The sequence below is a fragment of the Kribbella sp. NPDC002412 genome, assembly GCF_053592935.1.
The window spans coordinates 96965-113452 of sequence record NZ_JBSFBL010000007.1 but is presented as its reverse complement, the minus strand read 5'-3'; the positions used below and the strand labels follow the sequence as shown (position 1 = coordinate 113452).

The window sequence follows — 16488 nt, the reverse complement described above, 5'->3', positions numbered from 1 at the left end:
GGCGGTCGTCAAACGTCCACGCCGTAGCGCGGGCGTCGTACCGGGGCGGCATAAAGTCGGAGGCGGACGAGGTTGTCCCTTGGGAGCAGGTCCAGACGACGTTGGGAGCAGAGGGTGAGCATTCGAGTCGGGTACAAGGCGTCGGCGGAGCAGTTCGGGCCGCGGGAGCTGGTGGAGTACTCGGTCCGGGCCGAGGAGCTCGGCCTCGACAGTGTGACCGTCTCGGACCACTTCCTGCCGTGGCGGCACGAGGGCGGCCACGCGCCGTTCGCGCTGGCCTGGCTGGCGGCGGTCGGCGAGCGGACCAACCGGGTGCTGCTGGGGACGTCGGTGCTGACGCCGACGTTCCGGTACAACCCGGCGGTGATCGCGCAGGCGTTCGCCACGATGGGCGAGCTGTACCCGGGACGGGTGATGCTCGGGGTCGGCACCGGCGAGGCGCTGAACGAGATCGCGGTGTCCGGGATGGAGTGGCCGGAGTTCAAGGAGCGGTTCGCCCGGCTGCGGGAGGCGGTGCAGCTGATCCGCGACCTGTGGACCAAGGACGGCGTCAGCTCCGAGGGCCCGTACTACAAGACCGTGGACGCGTTCATCTACGACCGTCCGGAGACTCCGCTGAAGGTGTACGTCGCCGCCGGTGGACCCCTCGTGGCCAAGTACGCCGGTCGTGCGGGTGACGGGTTCATCGCGACGTCGGGCAAGGGCATGGAGCTCTACACCGAGAAGCTGATCCCCGCCGTGAAGGAGGGCGCGGAGAAGGCCGGGAAGAAGTTCGAGGACCTGGACCGGATGCTCGAGGTCAAGGTCTCCTACGACCGCGACCCGGCCGCCGCGCTGGAGAACACCAGGTTCTGGGCGCCGCTGTCGCTCACGCCGGAGCAGAAGCACAGCGTGACGAGCGCGACCGAGATGGAGCGGCTGGCCGACGAGCTGCCGATCGAGCAGGTCGCGCAGCGCTGGATCGTCGCCTCCGACCCCGAGGAGGTCGTCAAGCAGTTCCAGCCCTACCTGGACGCCGGCTTCAACCACTTCGTCGTCCACGGCCCCGGCAACGACCAGGAACGCTTCCTCACCCAGTTCACCGAGGACGTCCTGCCGCTGCTGCGGAAGCTCGGCTAACGCAGGTCCTCCGAGAAGGCCTTGCCGGCCTGGGTGAGCAGGGGAACGGCTCGTTCGACGAGCTCCTCCGACATCCGGCCGGCGGGCCCGGAGATCGAGATCGCCAGCCGGGACGGCGCATCCGGTACGGCGACCGCGACGCAGCGCACGCCGAGCTCCTGCTCGCCTTCGTCGGTGGCGTAGCCGACTTCCTCGGCCTTGTGCAGCTGGGCGGTGAATGCCTCGGGGTCCGTGATGGTGTTGTCGGTGTGCTTCGGCATCCCTGTGCGATGGAGTAACTCGCGCACCTCGGCCTCGGGCAACTTCGCGAGGATCGCCTTCCCGACGGCCGTGCAGTGCGGCAGCACCCGGCGGCCCACCTCGGTGAACATCCGCATCGAATGCCGCGACTGGACCTGTGCGAGGTACACGATCTGGTCGCCGTCCAGCATCGCCATGTTGGCCGACTCGCCGAGCTCGTCGACCAGGCGGGTCAGGTGCGGGCGGGCCCAGACGCTCAGCATGTTCGAGGAGCTCTCGCCGAGCCGGATCAGCCGCGGGCCGAGCACGTACTGCCGGGACGGCTCCTGGCGCAGGTAGCCGAGGTCGACCAGCGTGCGGACCAGTCGGTGGATCGTCGGCAGCGGCAGGCCGGACGCCGTGGCCAGCTGGGACAGGCCCATCATCCCGCCGGCGTCGGCCATCGTCTCGAGCAGCCCGAAGGCACGCTCGATCGACTGCACACTGCCCGACCGGCCCTTGCCCTCGGTCTTCTCCGCCACCGTGCACTCCCTCTTTCCGGATCATGGAAGTTTAGCGACAGATACCGGACATTGCGGCTTCCGCAAAGTAGATATTAGTATCCGCGATACGGAAACTGCCGTCAAGGTGAACGAGGTGTGCTGTCATGACTCACGTGGACGATCTCGCTGGGGAGTTGGATCGGCTGCTGGCTGCGGCCGACGCGGAGCTGGCCGCGCGGTACCCGGGTGATCGAGGGGTCCGGCAGCCCGTGCACACCGTCTACGTGCCGGCCGATCGGTACGACGCGGACACGGTCGGCGAGTGGGGTTCGCAGGCGAGGACCGTGCTGGGCGATGATCCGGCCGGTCTGACCGATGCGCTCGATCTGCCCGCGGACCTGGGGGTCGAGCTGCACGAACGGGTTCGCGCCAAGCTGGCCCGGGAGCCGATCGAGGATCTGCGGATCGACTTCGAGGACGGCTACGGGACCAGGCCGGACGAGCAGGAGGATGCGGCCGTGGTCGACGCGGCCCGTGCGCTCGCGAAGACCGTGAAGGCTGGGTCGGCGACGCCGTACCACGGCCTTCGGATCAAGTCGCTGGAGGCGCCGAGTCGCCGGCGTGGGCTGCGCACGCTGGACCTCTTCGTCCGCGAGCTGGCCGGCGCCGACGCGTTGACGGACGGCTTCGTGATCACCCAGCCGAAGGTGACGTCGGTCGAGCAGGTCGAGGCGATGGTCGTCGTATTGTCGACAATCGAACGAGCCTACGATCTGACCGCCGGATCGTTGCCGTTCGAGATCCAGGTCGAGACCCCGCAGGCGATCCTCGGCCCGGACGGCAGTGCGCTGATCGCCCGGATGATCAGCGCGGGCGCCGGTCGCGTCACCGGTCTGCACTACGGCACCTACGACTACTCGGCTTCGCTCGGCGTGGCAGCGGCGTACCAGAGCATGGATCACCCGGTCGCCGACCACGCCAAGGACGTGATGCAGCTGGCTGCGGCGGGCACTGGGGTGTTCGTCTCAGACGGGTCGACGAACGTCCTGCCGGTCGGCGATCGCGAGGCCGTGCACGCCGCTTGGCGACTGCACTTCGGTCTGGTCCGGCGATCGCTTGCCCGCGGCATCTATCAGGGCTGGGACATGCACCCCGCCCAGCTCCCGACTCGCTACGCGGCGACGTACCTCTTCTACCGCGAGGGTCTGGAGACGGCCGGTGCGCGGCTGCGTGCGTACGTCAGCGGTGGCAACTCCGGCTACCTGGACGAGCCCGCGACCGCTGCGGCCCTGGCGGGCTACGTACTGCGCGGGCTCGAGTGCGGCGCCGTGGATCCGGCGGAGGTCGACAAGCTGATCGGCGTGGACACCGCGGGCCTGGCGAAGCTCGCCCGGCGACCAGTGCGGTCCTGATCACTCCGGGCTAGCCTCGCGACATGCGACTGGTAGCGGAGTTCACCACCGAGCCCTTCGATGTCGAGGGCCAGCCGCCCGCCCACGCGACCAAGGCGCTCGAGGCTGCCCGCGAGGCGGGGCTGGAGTGCGACTTCGGGCCCTTGGGTACGTCGGTCCGCGGCGAGGAGGAACTGCTGCTGCCGGCCGTGAGCCGGGTCCTCGAGGCCGCGTTCGCGAACGGCGCGAGCCAGGTGACGCTGCAGGTGCGCGAGGACGGCGCGGTCCGGACTCCGCGCGAGGGCAGTGGTGTGAGCGCGCTGCTCGCGGAGGTTGCGGCCGAGCTCGGCGGGCCGTTGAGTGGGTTGTCCCGGGCCGACAAGCAGCGGGCCGTGCTGCTGCTCGAGGCCAAGGGAGCATTCGAGTACCGCAAGTCGGCGGAGACCGTGGCCGAGGCTCTCGGCGTCACCCGCTTCACCGTCTACAACTACCTGAACCGGGCGCGCGACTGAGAAATTCAACAAACTGTTGACGCAACACCAGGCCGCGTGCCACTCTCGTCATACGGAAATTCAGTTTCGTGATTCGAGAAGGTGTGACCCGTGGATCTGCAGGAGTTCAACGCCGCGCCGGACGACCGGCTGCGCCCGTTGCTGGCGGCATGTTGCGACGTCCCTCGCTGGGTCGACGCCGTTCTGGCCGGACGTCCGTACGGCGACCTCGAGGCGCTGACCGGGACCGCCGACAAGGTCCTGCGCGAGCTCGACGCCGGTGATGTCGACCGGGCGCTCGCCGCGCACCCGCGGATCGGTGACCGGGCCGAAGGCGCCGGCACCGAGGCGGCCTGGTCGCGCAACGAGCAGTCGGGAGTCGGCGACGACCCGGACGTCCGTACGGCGCTGGCGGTCGGCAACCGTGAGTACGAAGAGCGGTTCGGGCGTGTGTTCCTGATCTGCGCGACCGGCCTGTCCGCGGAGCAGATGCTGACCAGCCTGCGCGAGCGGCTGACGCACGACGAGGTCGCCGAGGCGGCTGTCGTCCACGAGGAACTCCGGAAGATCGCACTCCTCCGATTGGCAAAGGTCGTCTCATGAGCTCTGTCAGCACGCACGTTCTGGACACCGGACTCGGGCTGCCGGCCGAAGGGGTGCCGGTCCGGCTGTCCCGGATCGCCGCCGGCCAGGTCGCCGTACTCGGAGAAGGCACGACGAACGCCGACGGACGGGTCACCGACTTCGAGGCGGGGCTCGAGCCCGGCACGTACCAGCTGTGGTTCGACATCGACGCCTACGCGGCGAAGTCCGGCCAGACGATCTTCTTTCCCGAGGTCACCGTGACCTTCACGATCTCCGACGAGCGGCACCACCACGTCCCGCTGCTGCTCAGCCCGTTCGCGTATTCCACCTATCGAGGGAGCTGACCCATGGCCATCCACCTGGGCGCCAACCAGTACGGCAAGGCCGAGAGCCGGGTCGTCCGCATCTACCGTGACACCCCGCGGCACCAGATCCGCGACCTGAACGTCTCCTCCGCGTTGCGCGGCAACTTCGAGGACGCGCACACCACCGGCGACCAGCGCGACGTGCTGCCGACCGACACGCAGAAGAACACCGCGTTCGCGTTCGCCAAGGAGAAGGGCATCGGCGCGATCGAGGACTACGCGCTCACCCTCGGCGCGCACTTCATCGACTCCGCGCCGGCCGCCGAGGGCGCGCGCGTCGAGGTCGAGGAGTACACCTGGGAGCGGATCCAGGTCGACGGCCAGGAGCACGACCACTCGTTCGTCCGGGCCGGCAGCGGCGTACGGACCACCGTCGTCAACGTCGAGGGCCGCGGTGACCAGCGGACGTCGTACGTCGTCTCCGGGATCAAGGACCTGGTCGTGCTGAAGTCCACGGGCTCGGAGTTCCACGGGTACCTGAAGGACAAGTACACGACGCTGCAGGAGACCGACGACCGCATCCTCGCCACGTCGCTGGTCGCCCGCTGGCGCTACGACCACACCGAGGTCGACTGGGACAAGTCCTACGACGAGATCAAGGCGCTGCTGCTGGAGCAGTTCGCGAAGATCCACAGCCTGGCGCTGCAGCAGACGCTGTACGGGATGGGTGAGGCGGTGCTCGAGCGGCACCCGGAGGTCGCGGAGATCAAGTTCTCGGCGCCGAACAAGCACCACTTCGTGGTCGACCTCAGCCCGTTCGGCCTGGAGAACCCGAACGAGGTGTTCATCGCCGCGGACCGCCCGTACGGCCTGATCGAAGCGACCGTGGTCCGGGACGACGCGTCCGACGCCGGCTCCGCGTGGCACGCCGTACCGGGCTTCGTGTAGGAACCTCCAACCGCGCGCCGCCGGCCGGGCCGAAGTTCGTGGTCCCTGCCGGTGACGCGCGATCGGGCTGATGGGTTGACTGGGCGGCATGAGTACAACGCCGATCGTCATCAACGGGGCGGCTGTGGTCACCCTCGACCCCAGCCGCCGTGAGTTCACCGGCCACGTGGTTGCTGAGGGCAACCGCATCGTCGCCGTCGGCCCGGGTCCCGCACCGGCGTACGACGGGGCTCGCGTGGTCGACGGACGGGGCTGTCTGGTCACACCGGGGTTCGTCAACACGCACCAGCATCTGTATCAGTGGGTGACTCGCGGTCTGGCCGCTGACGCGACGCTGTTCGGGTGGCTGACGACGCTGTACCCGGTGTGGGCCGGGATCGACGACGAGTCCGTGCACGTGGCAGCCCAGGCCGCGCTGGCCCGGCTCGCGCGGACCGGCTGCACGACGGCCTCCGACCACCACTACGTCTTCCCGCGCGACGCGAAGGACCTGCTGGAGGCGGAGATTCGTGCCGCTGCGCAGGTCGGGATGCGGTTCCATCCCTCCCGCGGATCGATGGACCTCAGTCAGAAGGACGGTGGCCTGCCGCCGGACTCGGTGGTCGAGGACCGCGACGAGATCCTGGCCGCGACCGAGTCCGCGATCAACCGCTGGCACGACCCCAGTCCGGACTCGATGCTGCAGCTGGTGGTCGCGCCGTGCTCACCCTTCAGCGTCACCGGTGAGCTGATGCGGGAGGCCGCCGTACTCGCGCGTCGCAAAGGCGTCCGGCTGCACACCCACCTGGCCGAGACCACCGACGAGTCCGCCTACTGCCGGGAACACTTCGGGTCCACGCCGCTGGAGTACGCCGCCGAACTCGGCTGGACCGGATCCGACGTGTGGTTTGCCCACGGGATCCACTTCTCCGATACGGAGATCGCGCAGCTGGGTCGTACCGGCACCGGCGTCGCGCACTGCCCGAGCTCGAATGCCCGGCTGGGCGCCGGCATCGCCCGCGTTGCCGACCTCCGCGCCGCCGGGAGTCCGGTCGGTCTCGGGGTAGATGGTGCCGCGAGCAACGAAGCCGGCAGCCTGATCGAGGAGCTGCGTCACGCATTGCTGTTCGCTCGCGCGCGTGGCGGCCCCGAGGCGCTCGACGTTCGCTCTGCCCTGGAAATGGCAACCCTCGACGGCGCCCGCATCCTGGGCCGCGAGAACGAGATCGGCTCCCTCGAGGAAGGCAAACTCGCCGACCTGGCCGTCTGGCGCCTCGACACCCTCGAACACGCCGGAATCGCCGACCCGGTAGCCGCCCTGGTCCTGGGCACACCCCCACCCCTGGACCTCCTCCTCATCAACGGCAAACCCGTCGTCGAGCGCGACACCGTCCTCACCCTCGACGAAGCAGACCTGGCGCTCCAGGTAACCAAGATCCAAAACCACCTACTCACCAAAGCCGGCTGAGCCCACCAGCCGACTGACATTCCTCGCACCCGGCCGACAGCCCTCGCAGCCGGCTACGCGCGCTCCTGCGTCGTGCGCTCGCATGGGTGCAAACGACGCCTACCCCGGGGACGAAGTGGCCCACGGTCAGCGTCGCGGCATCAGCACAGCGCCCGGATACCAGGGATGCGTCTGGGTACCGGTCTCGTACATCAGCGGCAAGGTGCAGGCCTCGCTTCTCTCGCCCTAAGCGAGACTTAGAGCGGCGACGCCGATCATCAAGTGCCCGGACGTTCGTTGGCCGCGGACGCCTGATCGTGCTCGCTTCTCGAGGTTGCTGGCAAAGCTCGGTGATCGGCCGCTCAGAGAAAGCTCTGGAGATGATCCGATGAACCGCGACGCGAAGCAGAACCACGATGCTGCGATGCCCGGTCTGACTGTTCAACGTGAAGCCCCTACCGTGGCGTTACAGGCTCAGTTGATCGGAACCCTCGAGATCCACACTTCAACAAACTGCCTCGTTGTCCGCACCGCAATCACCACCGCAGTCGGCGCCGGCGAGAGCCTCGTCGACTTCGATGTGGCCTGGCCTCCAGGCTGGAGTGTCGCACTCCGTGACGGCACGCCCGCCCTGATCGATGCAACAGGACAGCTGGCCTGCCGGCCAGGCGACGAGATAGCCGTCGGTGGAGGCTTCGTAGACATAGCCTTGATCGACGTCGTCTCGTGCACAGGCCAGGAGCGGATATTCCAGGCATCCGAGCTCACACGCGTTTGAGCGTTGCTTGTCGAAGCCTGACCAGGATGCAATCCTCGATCCTCCAAGGAGGACGGATTACCGTACACCTCGAATATGCGCCGGTTGCCAGTCTTCGGGCCGCTGCGGGAGTCGAGGCGGGTTCTGATGTTGCATGTCGCGTTGTGAGGCGTGCTCTTGTGTGCGCGTTGGTTTCATGTTTCGGCCGGAGTGCATTCACTCCGCCATTTCGGGTGTAGATGCCGGCGCCGGCCGGTGGGCCGCTTGGTTGCTGGTGGCAACGGGGCGGTCACCGGCCTGGCGGGTGTGGGAAGGCTGTCAGCGGCCGTGGCCGCGGTCGCGTTTGTGGGCGTCGCGTACTTCCGGCGAGTCCCAGCGGCCGCCCTTGGCCTCGATGTTCTTTGCCGCCTTGAGATGGCCCATGTCCGTGAGGCGGTCGACGACCGGGCCGTGCGCCTTGAGGAGGTCGATTGCCTTCTGCATTCCTCGTTCGTCCCGGCGTGCTTCGCGCTCTTCCTTGCTCAAGTTCATCTCCTGTGATTCATGGCGAGGTCGCGCGTAACCCCTTTGTTGGTCCGCGACGTGTTCCCACCGTTTCGATTCACGCATCCGACGTGTACTTCTGGCGGTCGGTTCCCGTGAGTTGAACAATTGGCTGCCGGGGAGTGAAAGGGTATGTGGGGCAACTATCACCCCCGCCTCCAGGCGGCCGCAGCACGTCGCGCGACGCCCGCGACCACCGTTGTCTCAACCGCCCGCGAGATGGCGGCGAGGGCGAACGCGGCCGACCGGGGAAGAGCAGACGCGGCTGACCTCCGGGGGAGGTCAGCCGCGTTGTGCGCGAGTTAGTGGTGGAGGAGTTCGCCGTCGATCCAGACTGCGTGGACGTCGGCGGGGGTGCCGAGGGTGAAGATGCGGGCGAGGGCTTCTTCGGCGTCGTCGGCGTGGGCTACGCCGACTGCGAGGGGGGAGCCGTCGGCGGGGCGGAGGAGTTGGGCGTCGAAGCGTTTGCCGACGCTGAGGTGGCCGACCTCGTCCAGGCCCAGGGCGTCCGCGCCGGCTGCGGTCGCCAGGTAGAGCAGGTGTGCGGCGCTCAGCGGGTGGCCGTGGTCGCCGATCAGCTGCTGGCAGAAGTACGCCTGCAGGCCCTCCTTCAGGAGCGAGAAGCCGGTGCCGGCGCCGACGTCCGACCCGAGGGCTACGCGTACGCCGTACTGCAGGTGCCGCGACAGCGGGAACAGCCCGCTGCCGAGGGCGGCGTTGCTGGTCGGGCAGTGAGCGACGGCGGCGCCGCCTTCGCCGAGAGTCTTCAGCTCGACGTCGGTCGGGTGGACGTTGTGCGCGAGCACGCTGCGTCGGCCGACCAGGCCGTGCTTGTCGTACGTGCTCACGTAGTCGCTGCCGCCGAACAGTTCGGACACCGTCGTGATCTCGGCCTCGTTCTCGTTCACGTGCGAGGTGAACAGCGATCCGGGGATCTCGTCGAGCAACGTCCGGCAGACCGCGAGCAGGTCGTCGGTACACGACAGCGAGAAGCGTGGGGTCACGGCGTACCGGTTGCGGCCGACGCCGTGCCAACGTTCGGCGAGGGCCAGCGACTCCGTGTAGGCCCGCTCGGGTGTCGTCAGCAGGTCTTCCCGCAGCAGGCGGTCGCTGAGGACCAGCCCGCTGGTGATCCGCAACCCGACTTGCGAAGCGGACGAGAACAGTACGTCGACAGCGTCCGCGTAATGCGCTCCGAACACCAGCGCGCTCGTGGTCCCCGCTGCTGCCAGCCCGCGGACGAACTCAGAGGCGACGCCCGCCGCGTAGCCGGTGTCAGCCATGCGCGCTTCCTCGGGCAGCGCGTAGCGGTCGAGCCACTCCAGCAGCGGCAGCCCGAGGCCGCCGACGGCCCGGATCTGCGGGAAGTGCACGTGGGTGTCGACGAAGCCAGGCAGCACCAGGCCGCCACGCAGGTCGCCGATGTCCTCGGCCGGGTGCGCCCGCCGTACCTCGCTGAAGGTGCCTCGCGCAACGATCACACCGTCCGTCACCAGCAGCGCGGCGTCTGCGTCGACGCGCAGGCCGCCGGTGGTGAACGGGTTCTCCGGGGTGTCGAGGAACGTGCCTCGGTAGATGGTCATGCTTTCGCCTCACGGTGTGCAGGGTTGCGTTCGGCAACGAACAGGTGGAGCAGCCAGGCCGCGACGCTGACCGCGATGGTGGCCGGCTCCTTGCCGGCCAGGTCGGGCAGGCCGATCGGGGTGGTGATCCGGTCGATCGCCGCGGCGGAGTTGCCGTCCTCGGCGAGTTTGCGGCGGAACCGCGCCCACTTCGCGCTGGATCCGATCAGCCCGATCGTGGCCAGGTCGTCCCGGCGGATCGCTGCGTCGCACAGGGCGGCGTCCTCCGCGTGGTCGTGGGTCATGATCAGGACGTGGGCGCCGGCCGGCAGTTCGCCGACGACGAGCTCGGGCAGCACCGGCACGTGGTGCACGTGCAGGTTGGCGACCGCGTCGTCGAGGACGACCATCCGCTCGGTCACCAGCTGGTCGGGCCGCGAGTCGATCAGGTGCAGCTCGATGTCGTGCCGGGCCAGGATCCGCGCGAGCTCGAGTCCGACGTGCCCGATACCGAAGATCGCCACGGCCGGGACGACCGGCAGCGGCTCGAGCAGCAGCTTCACCTCGCCGCCACAGCACTGAACCCCATGCTGGTACGGCGCTTTGTCAGACAACGCGACCTCGATCACCTCAGGCTCACCGACGCCCGCCGCGATCATCGCCCGGGACCGCTCGACCGCCAGCGCCTCGAGGTTGCCGCCGCCAACGGTCGCCCAGGTCCCGTCCGCGGCAACCACCATCTTGGCGCCGGCCTCGCGCGGCGAGTGCCCGCGCACCGAAATCAGGGTCACCAGGACGCCGGGCATCCGCTGCTCGCGGAGCCGCTCGACCGCCTTCATCCATTCCATCTCGGTCGTCACACTCCACTCGCCGCGAGCGACTCGACGCCGGCCGCGGACCGAGCCCGGTCCAGTGCCCAATAGACGGCCTCCGGCGTCGCCGGCGACGGCAGCTCGACGCTGAAACCGGGAGGCCCGAACGCGGCCGCGGCCTGCCGCAACGCCTCGCGCACGGAGAAGGCCAGCATCAGCGGCGGCTCGCCGACTGCCTTCGAGCCGTAGACCGCGCCTTCCTCATGCGCCTTCTCGAGCAGCTGGACGTTGAAGACCTCAGGCATCTCCGAGAAGCTCGGCAGCTTGTAGGTGCTCGCCGCCTGCGTGGCCAGCCGGCCGCGATCAGGACCGTCGCTCTCGTCCCAGCGCAGGTCCTCGAGCGTCAACCACCCGGTGCCCTGGACGAAGCCGCCCTCGATCTGGCCGACGTCGATCAACGGGCTGAGGCTGTCGCCGACGTCGTGGACGATGTCGACCCGGCGCAGTGTGTAGGCGCCGCTGAACCCGTCTGCCTCGACCTCGGCCGCGGCAACGCCGTACGCGAAGTACTTGAACGGCTCGCCGTGCATGGCGTTGGGGTCCCAGTGCAGGCCCTCGGTGCGGTAGAAACCGGCCGCCCAGAGCTGGACGCGCTGGTGGTACGCGCTGTGGACGATCTCCTCCCACGGCACGCTGTCGCCGGTCAGGCTGCTGACCTGGCCGTCGCGGAACCGCACGTCGTGCGGGCTGATCCCGAGCCGGCCGCCGGCGACCTGCGCGAGGCGGTCGCGGATCTGCTCGCACGCGTTCTTGATCGCCGCGCCGTTCAGGTCCGCGCCGGAGCTGGCCGCGGTGGCCGAGGTGTTCGGCACCTTGTCGGTGCGGGTCGGGGCCAGCCGGACGCGCGCCAGCGGGAGACCGAGCGAGGTGGCGGCGACCTGCAGCATCTTCGTGTGCAGGCCCTGCCCCATCTCCGTGCCGCCGTGGTTGATCAGCACCGAGCCGTCCTTGTAGACGTGCACGAGCGCGCCGGCCTGGTTGAACGCGGTGAGGTTGAACGAGATGCCGAACTTCACCGGCGTCATCGCCAGCGCCCGCTTCCGGTGCGCGTGCTCGGCGTTGAACGCCGCGATCTCCGCTTGCCGCCGTACGACGTCGCCGTTGGCAGCGACCTGGCTCCAGCAGGACTCCAGCCGGTCGGCGTGCCGGACGGGCTGCCCGTACGGCGTGGTGTCGTTCACCCGGTACAGGTTGCGGCGGCGCAATTCGGTCCCGTCGTACCCGAGCAGCGGTGCGCACCGGCCGAGGATGTTCTCCACGACGATCATGCCCTGCGGGCCGCCGAAGCCGCGGAACGCGGTCTGCGACGTCTTGTTCGTCTTGGCGATCCGGCCGTCCACGCGGACGTTCGGGATCCAGTAGGCGTTGTCGACGTGGCACATCGCGCGGGCGAGCACCGGCTCGGACAGGTCCAGGCTCCAGCCGCCGTCAGCGGTGAGCGTCGCGTCGAGGGCGACCAGGTGGCCGTCGTCGTCGAAGCCGGCCCGCCACTCGCTGTGGAACCCGTGCCGCTTGCCGGACATCGTCAGGTCCTGCGTGCGGTTGAGGCGCAGCCGCACGGGCCGTCCGGTCAGCGTCGCCCCCAGTGCGGCGATCGCAGCGAACCCGTGCGGCTGCATCTCCTTGCCTCCGAAACCCCCTCCCATCCGGAGACACTGCACGGTCACCTCGTGGCTCGGCACGCCTAGAACGTGGGCGACGATCTCCTGCGTCTCGGACGGGTGCTGCGTGCTGCTCTGAATGAAGATCTGCCCGCCTTCGTCGACCTGGGCGAGCGCGCAGTGGGTCTCGAGGTAGAAGTGCTCCTGCCCGGCGAACTCGAACTCGCCATGGAACACGTGGGCCGCGTCCGCGAACGCGCCCTCGACGTCGCCCCGGGCCAGGTGCCGCCCGGTGCCCTGGAAGCTGCCCGCGGCGATCGCCTCCCGGACCGTCACCAGCGACTCGAGCGGCTCGTAGTCGACCTCGATCGCGGCCGCACCGAGTCGTGCGGCCTCCAGCGTGTCGGCGAGCACCCAGCAGATCGCGTGCCCGTGGAACATCGCCTCGGTCGGGAACAACGGCTCGTCGTGCTTCACGCCGGCGTCATTGATCCCTGGTACGTCGTCACCCGTGAGCACGCGGACCACGCCGGGGACGTCGTACGCCGGTTTCACCCGCAGATCCGTGATCCGGGCATGGGCGTGCGGCGACTGGACCGGCCAGGCGTGCAGGACGTCGCGGGTCCGCTGCACCAGGTCGTCGGTGTAGAGCGCCTTGCCGGTGACATGCAGCGCGGCGCTCTCGTGCGGCAGCGGCAGACCGACCACGGCCTGCTGCGGGCGTTCGGACAGCGAACTCATGCGCGTACTCCTTCCGCGTAGAACCGGAGCAGCGACTGGCCGAGCATCGCCGAGCGGTACGACGAGCTCGCCCGGTGGTCGTCCATCGGCGTACCCTCGGCCGCCATCACCGCGGCCGCCTCCCGGACGGTCCGCTCGGTCCACGGCTTGCCGATCAGCGCCTGCTCGGTGGCCAGCGCCCGCAGCGGGGTGGCTGCGACCCCGCCGAGTCCGATCCGGGCGCGCCGTACGACGCCGTCCTCGACGTCGACGGCGTACCCGACGGCGACGCTGGAGATGTCGTCGAACCGACGCTTGGCGATCTTGTGGAAAGCGGTCAGCGGCTCGAGTGGAAGCGGGATCACGATCGTCCGGATCAGCTCGTCGGCCGCCTTCAGGGTCTGCCGGTAGCCGGTGAAGTAGTCCGCCAGCGGTACGACGCGTTCGCCGCGACGGGACGCCAGGACGAGCGAGGCGTCCAGGGCCAGCAGGGCCGGCGGGGTGTCCCCGATCGGCGACCCGGTGCCCAGGTTGCCGCCGATGGTGGCGCCGTTGCGGATCAGCCGGGACGCGAACTGCGGGAACATCTGGGCCAGCAGCGGCACCCGCCCGGCCAGCAGCCGCTCGATCTCGCTGAGCGTCAGCGCGGCGCCGAGCCGGACCTCGTCCGGACCGAACGAGAACTCCCGCAGCTCGGTCAGCCGGTCGATCGCGACGACCAGCGGCTTCCGGACACCGCGGATGTTCACCTCCACCCCGACATCGGTGGACCCGGCAACGATCTGCGCTTCGGGGCTCTCGGCAAGCACTTCGAGCACCTCGGCCAGGTCGGCCGGCCGCAGGAACTCCGCGCCGTCCACCTCGATCGCGGTGGCCACCGGCGGTGGCGGCGGCGCGGACCGGCGGGCGGCCAGCGCGTCGTCCACGGCCGGCTCACCCAGTGCGTACGCCGCGTCCTTGATCGGGCGGTACCCGGTGCACCGGCACAGATTGCCGCTCAGCGAGTGCAGGTCGAAGCCGTTCGGCCCGTGCTCGTGGTCGCAGTGCCCGTTGGACGTCGTACGCGTGGAGCGGTAGAACTCGGCGGCCATGCTGCACACGAAGCCTGGCGTGCAGTAGCCGCACTGTGACCCACCGCGTACGGCGAGCTCCTGCTGGACCGGATGCAGTTCCTCCGGGGAGCCCAGGCCCTCGGAGGTGATGACCTCCTGGCCGTCGAGGGCCGCGACCGGCAGCAGGCACGCGTTGATCGCGGTCCACTCGGTCGGGGCGTCCGTCCCGGGCCGGGCGACGAGCACGGAACACGCTCCGCACTCGCCCTCGGCACAGCCCTCCTTGGCCCCGGTCAGGCCCTGGTCACGCAGCCAGTCCAGCACCGAGGTGTGCACGGCGACGTCACCGATGGCGGTCGGTTCACCATTGACCGTGATCGAGGGTGCTTGCGTGGTCGTTGTGCTCATCGGTTACTGCTCCAGCGTGTTCTTGCACTATGAATCGGATTGGCGTCCGAGAGGAAGTCGTCGAACCGGTACCCAGCGATCTTGGCGATCTCCAGCAGGGCCGCGGCGTGCTCCTGGTTCTCGCAGTTGCCCAGCCGGGCCCGGCCCTGCTCGAGGATCCGGTCGAACGAGTCCGCGTCCCGGACCGAGATCACCAGCGGGAAGCCGAACCGCTCCCGGTACGCCTCGGTGATGGCGGCGAGCTCGTCCCGCTCCGGCTCGGCCAGGAAGGTCAGGCCGCGGGCGGACTGGTCCCGCAGCGACGCCTCACCGCTCAGGCCGTCGGCGACGAACTGCGAGCCGAGCTGCGGGTAGGACTCGATCAGCTGGCGCTGCTCCTCGGGCGAGCCGGAGAACAGAGCCTCCTGGAACGAGCGGCGCAGGGCGTGGGTGTCGGTGAACGGCCGCATCTCCCAAGCCCGCTCGACCATCCAGCGCGGGCCCTGGAACAGGCCGGCGAAGGTCTCGACGAACTCGTCGCGGCTCATCCTGTTCACCTGGTCCAGCCGGATCGAGTCGCCCGGCAGCCCGGCCACCGCGGGGCCGAAGTCCTTGCCGACGTGGTGGAAGAGGATGTTCAGGAGGATCGCGGTCAGGCTGCCCAGCGTGATGCCGCTGCCGAAGATGATCTCTGCCCAGCCCGGGACCGCCTGGGCGACCTGCGGCTGCGCGGTGACGTACATGGCCAGGCCGACGCTGGTGGCCACGATGACCACGTTGCGGTGGTCGTGGAAGTCGACCTTGGCCAGGGTCTGGAAGCCGACCACGGCCACGGTGGCGAACATCGCCAGGGCGGCGCCGCCCAGCACCGGGTGCGGGATGCCGGCCACGATCGCGCCGGCCTTCGGGATCAGGCCGAGCAGGATCATGATCACGCCGGCTGCCGCGACCACGTAGCGGCTCTTGATCCGGGTCAGCCGGACCAGGCCGACGTTCTCGGCGAAGCACGTGTAGGGGAAGGAGTTGAAGACACCGCCGATCGTGGTGGCCAGGCCGTCGGCGCGCAGCGCCCGGGCGACGTCCTCGCGGCCGATCCGCTTCTCGACGATCTCACCGGTCGCGAAGACGTCACCGGTCGTCTCCACCGCGGTGATCAGCATGACCACGACCATCGAGATGATCGCCGCGATCGAGAACTGCGGCCAGCCGAAGTGGAACGGCGTCGTGACCCCGACCCAGTCCGAGCCGCTGACCGCGTCGAAGTGGGCGTCGCCGAAGGCCCAGGCGACCAGGGTGCCGGCGACCAGGCCGACCAGGACGGCGATGGTCGCCATGAACCCCTTGAAGACGCGCTGGATCAGCACGATCAGCGCCAGCGTGCCGAGCGCGTAGGCCAGGTTCTTGCCGCTGGTCGGGTCCGACGTCGGGCCGGCGCCGCCGGTCGCGTCCGCGGCCGCCACCGGCAGCAGCGCCAGGCCGATGATGGTGATGACCGACCCGGTCACGACCGGCGGGAAGAACCGGATCAGCTTGCTGAAGAACGGCGCCAGGAAGAAGGTCACCAGACCGGCCACGATCACCGCGCCGTAGATCACCAGCAGGCCGTCGGTCCCGCCGCCCGCGGCCAGGCCGATCGCGATCATCGGCGACACCGCGGTGAACGTCACGCCCTGCAGCAGCGGCAGCCGGACGCCGACCTTCCAGAACCCGACCGACTGGATGATCGAGGCGATACCGCAGGTGAACAGGTCGGCGTTGATCAGGTGCACGAGTTCCTGGGTGCTGAGCCCGATGGAGTTCGCCAGCAGGATCGGGACGATCACGGCGCCGGCGTAGAACGCCAGTACGTGCTGGAAGCCGTAGACGGCGAGCTTGCCGGGCGGCAGTACCTCGTCGACGGGGTGACGGCTGGCGCGGCGGCCGGGTCGCAGGATTGCCTTCATCGGGCACCTTCCTCGGATGTGGCTCGGTGGGCGCGGCGGCGTTTGGTGATCTGCACGACAGCAT

15 protein-coding genes are annotated in these 16488 nt (G+C 69.3%); 8 read left to right on the top strand and 7 right to left on the bottom strand.

Annotated elements, in window-relative coordinates:
• Positions 1–114: 114 nt before the first annotated feature.
• Positions 115–1119, top strand: a complete 1005-nt coding sequence (fgd, locus tag ACWCOV_RS08085) for a glucose-6-phosphate dehydrogenase (coenzyme-F420) (RefSeq protein ID WP_449828508.1) — start codon at positions 115–117, stop codon at positions 1117–1119.
• Here fgd and ACWCOV_RS08080 read toward each other — a convergent pair.
• Positions 1116–1880, bottom strand: a complete 765-nt coding sequence (locus tag ACWCOV_RS08080) for an IclR family transcriptional regulator (RefSeq protein ID WP_360518828.1) — start codon at positions 1878–1880, stop codon at positions 1116–1118. The two genes, fgd and ACWCOV_RS08080, sit on opposite strands and share 4 nt — an antisense overlap.
• 125 nt (positions 1881–2005) lie before the next feature.
• Here ACWCOV_RS08080 and ACWCOV_RS08075 point away from each other — a divergent pair, with 125 nt between their 5' ends.
• The 7 genes from ACWCOV_RS08075 to ACWCOV_RS08045 all read left to right on the top strand — a co-directional run bounded on the left by ACWCOV_RS08075 (position 2006) and on the right by ACWCOV_RS08045 (position 7765).
• Complete coding sequence (locus ACWCOV_RS08075; protein WP_449828507.1) at positions 2006–3253, top strand: DUF6986 family protein; 1248 nt, start codon at positions 2006–2008, stop codon at positions 3251–3253.
• Between the two features lie 23 nt (positions 3254–3276).
• The gene (locus ACWCOV_RS08070; RefSeq protein ID WP_449828506.1) at positions 3277–3744 is read left to right on the top strand and encodes a helix-turn-helix domain-containing protein; all 468 of its coding nucleotides are present in this window, start codon (positions 3277–3279) and stop codon (positions 3742–3744) included.
• Between the two features lie 90 nt (positions 3745–3834).
• A complete protein-coding gene (uraD, locus tag ACWCOV_RS08065) occupies positions 3835–4326 on the top strand; it encodes a 2-oxo-4-hydroxy-4-carboxy-5-ureidoimidazoline decarboxylase (protein ID WP_449828505.1) in 492 nt (163 codons plus the stop codon).
• Positions 4323–4652, top strand: a complete 330-nt coding sequence (gene uraH / locus ACWCOV_RS08060) for a hydroxyisourate hydrolase (RefSeq protein ID WP_449828504.1) — start codon at positions 4323–4325, stop codon at positions 4650–4652. Before uraD (ACWCOV_RS08065) ends, uraH begins: the two co-directional genes overlap by 4 nt.
• A 3-nt stretch (positions 4653–4655) precedes the next feature.
• Positions 4656–5561 (top strand): factor-independent urate hydroxylase, encoded by a 906-nt coding sequence (gene pucL, locus ACWCOV_RS08055; RefSeq protein ID WP_449828503.1) that lies wholly within the window; start codon positions 4656–4658, stop codon positions 5559–5561.
• 88 nt (positions 5562–5649) lie between these two features.
• On the top strand, positions 5650–7008 hold the full coding sequence (locus tag ACWCOV_RS08050; RefSeq protein ID WP_449828502.1) for an 8-oxoguanine deaminase: 1359 nt from the start codon (positions 5650–5652) through the stop codon (positions 7006–7008).
• A 367-nt stretch (positions 7009–7375) separates the two neighbouring features.
• On the top strand, positions 7376–7765 hold the full coding sequence (locus ACWCOV_RS08045) for a hypothetical protein (protein WP_449828501.1): 390 nt from the start codon (positions 7376–7378) through the stop codon (positions 7763–7765).
• A gap of 297 nt (positions 7766–8062) precedes the next feature.
• Here the strand turns inward: ACWCOV_RS08045 and ACWCOV_RS08040 are convergent, their stop codons facing one another.
• The 6 genes from ACWCOV_RS08040 to uraD (ACWCOV_RS08015) all read right to left on the bottom strand — a co-directional run bounded on the left by ACWCOV_RS08040 (position 8063) and on the right by uraD (ACWCOV_RS08015) (position 16424).
• On the bottom strand, positions 8063–8269 hold the full coding sequence (locus ACWCOV_RS08040) for a hypothetical protein (protein WP_449828500.1): 207 nt from the start codon (positions 8267–8269) through the stop codon (positions 8063–8065).
• 320 nt (positions 8270–8589) lie between these two features.
• Complete coding sequence (guaD, locus tag ACWCOV_RS08035; RefSeq protein ID WP_449828499.1) at positions 8590–9870, bottom strand: guanine deaminase; 1281 nt, start codon at positions 9868–9870, stop codon at positions 8590–8592.
• Positions 9867–10709, bottom strand: coding sequence for a xanthine dehydrogenase accessory protein XdhC (gene xdhC, locus ACWCOV_RS08030; RefSeq protein ID WP_449828498.1), 843 nt, complete (start codon positions 10707–10709; stop codon positions 9867–9869). The genes guaD and xdhC overlap by 4 nt, the downstream gene beginning before the upstream one ends.
• Positions 10706–13063 (bottom strand): xanthine dehydrogenase molybdopterin binding subunit, encoded by a 2358-nt coding sequence (gene xdhB, locus ACWCOV_RS08025; protein ID WP_449828497.1) that lies wholly within the window; start codon positions 13061–13063, stop codon positions 10706–10708. Before xdhB ends, xdhC begins: the two co-directional genes overlap by 4 nt.
• The gene (locus ACWCOV_RS08020; RefSeq protein ID WP_449828496.1) at positions 13060–14502 is read right to left on the bottom strand and encodes a xanthine dehydrogenase small subunit; all 1443 of its coding nucleotides are present in this window, start codon (positions 14500–14502) and stop codon (positions 13060–13062) included. The genes xdhB and ACWCOV_RS08020 overlap by 4 nt, the downstream gene beginning before the upstream one ends.
• On the bottom strand, positions 14499–16424 hold the full coding sequence (gene uraD / locus ACWCOV_RS08015; protein ID WP_449828495.1) for a 2-oxo-4-hydroxy-4-carboxy-5-ureidoimidazoline decarboxylase: 1926 nt from the start codon (positions 16422–16424) through the stop codon (positions 14499–14501). Before uraD (ACWCOV_RS08015) ends, ACWCOV_RS08020 begins: the two co-directional genes overlap by 4 nt.
• Between the last annotated feature and the right edge of the window lie 64 nt (positions 16425–16488).